We start from the raw sequence: 1710 nt of genomic DNA on the forward strand, positions 1-1710 counted from the left end.
TGAGGGAACGGCAGATATTCACCCTAGCGATCGCACCACTAAACCCACTGCAATCAATACCAAAGACTTCGATAACGCCTACTCTTGGTCGAGTGCAGTCCTTCACAAAGACTTCGGACGTTTGGAAACTGGCCCCTTAGCGCGTCAATTAGTAGCTGGTGGTAAACATGGCGAATCTTGGCAACACTACGACGGCTTTATTCTAGATGTATTCAAGGAGATGGGTGGTGCTAGTATTCATGTGCGTCAGCTTGCACGAGTTCACGAACTTGTCAAGTTATATCGGCAAGCTGAACACTGTTTGCGCGAATTCAAATTAAACGACCCTTGGTATATCAAACCTACAGAAAAAGATGGTAAGGGTTGGGGTGCAACGGAAGCAGCACGCGGTTCTTTGTCTCACTGGGTAGAAGTGGAGGGCGGTAAAATTAAGAATTACCAAGTGATTGCCCCTGGTACTTGGAATATCGGCCCTCGTGACGGTGAAGGAATCCGCGGCCCCATTGAAGAAGCTTTAATTGGCACACCCATTTACGATTCTAGTGATCCAGTGGAAGTTGGTCATGTGGCGCGATCGTTTGATTCATGTTTGGTGTGTACAGTTCACGCCCATGATGCGAAGACTGGTGAAGAGTTGGCGCGTTTTCGGACTGCTTAACGAATGCTAATTTTTGATAGCTAATGGCTAATTATTTTTCAGTTAGTCATTAGCTGTGTTTTTTACTATGTTAGATATTATGCCATGATTAGAAATAGCTAGGGCATGAGGGAAAAGTTTATGACTATAACTATAGAAGCTGTTTATGAACAGGGCGTACTCAGGCTATCACAGCCGATTCCATTAGCTGAAGGAACTCGTGTTGAAATTACAGTAATTTCAACTGAGGCTAAACCTAAAGACAAAACTCCTAGAGAGATTTTGGCACAAATTGCAGCCATGCCCTTAGAAGTTAGCAATGATAAATTTTCTGGTCGAGATCATGACACTATTCTTTATCCTCCGCATAGTACAACATGATCTTTGTAGACACCAGCGCCTGGTTTGCTAGTATTGTTCCTTCTGATACTGAACATCAGGCAGCGTCTTTATGGGTTAATCAAAATATTCAACCATTCATTGTTAACAAAAGATTACGTTGTCGATGAAACCCTGACCCTTTTAAGAACCCGTGGAGAAACGTTGAGGGCAATCAGCTTAGGAGAGGCATTCTTTTCAGATAATTTAACGACCATTTATTACCTGACAGAAGAGGATATTCGACAAACTTGGCAGGTTTTTTGTCAGTTCTCAGATAAAAACTGGAGTTTCACGGACTGCGCCAGTCGGGTTGTGATGAATAAACTCCATTTAACTCAGGCATTCACCTTTGATCATCACTTTCGTCAATTTGGATTCGTAAATGTTGTACCTTGAGAGTTGTGTGATCGCGTAGCGTGTCGGAGGCGATCGCATTTGCTACTTCAGCGTTCACATTTGCTACTTCAGCGTTCACATTTGCTACTTCGGCGTTCGCATTTGTTACTTCAGCGTTCACATTTGTTACTTCGGCGTTTGCATTTGCTACTTCAGCGTTTGCATTTGCTACTTTGGCGATCGCATTTGCTACTTCGCCGATTACATTGGACAACGCTTACTTACAGCTTACTGGATTGGTCATCTACCTGAGCGTAGGCGTAGACCGTTGTAGACATCGCTCTTGCACCACTATG

General features: G+C 43.7%; 3 protein-coding genes. 2 read left to right on the forward strand and 1 reads right to left on the reverse strand.

Translation table 11 applies throughout. The features are described 5' to 3' along the window. Together VE944_RS16610 and VE944_RS16615 are read left to right on the forward strand one after the other, a co-directional pair. Window positions 1-658, forward strand: a 658-nt coding sequence (locus VE944_RS16610) for a nickel-dependent hydrogenase large subunit (protein ID WP_324978896.1), incomplete at its 5' end; no start/stop codon positions are given. Window positions 659-778: 120 nt separating this feature from the next. After that, a complete protein-coding gene (locus tag VE944_RS16615; RefSeq protein WP_324978899.1) occupies window positions 779-1018 on the forward strand; it encodes an antitoxin family protein in 240 nt (79 codons plus the stop codon). 343 nt (window positions 1019-1361) lie between these two features. Here VE944_RS16615 and VE944_RS16620 read toward each other — a convergent pair whose 3' ends face one another. Continuing rightward, the gene (locus VE944_RS16620) at window positions 1362-1628 is read right to left on the reverse strand and encodes a hypothetical protein (RefSeq protein ID WP_324978902.1); all 267 of its coding nucleotides are present in this window, start codon (window positions 1626-1628) and stop codon (window positions 1362-1364) included. Window positions 1629-1710 lie beyond the last annotated feature (82 nt).

This window comes from Nostoc sp. (assembly GCF_035638895.1).
GTDB lineage: Bacteria > Cyanobacteriota > Cyanobacteriia > Cyanobacteriales > Nostocaceae > Nostoc.

Coding starts and splice junctions, on each gene's coding strand:
- VE944_RS16615 (WP_324978899.1), top strand. CDS start 779: ATGACTATAACTATAGAAGCTGTTTATGAACAGGGCGTACTCAGGCTA.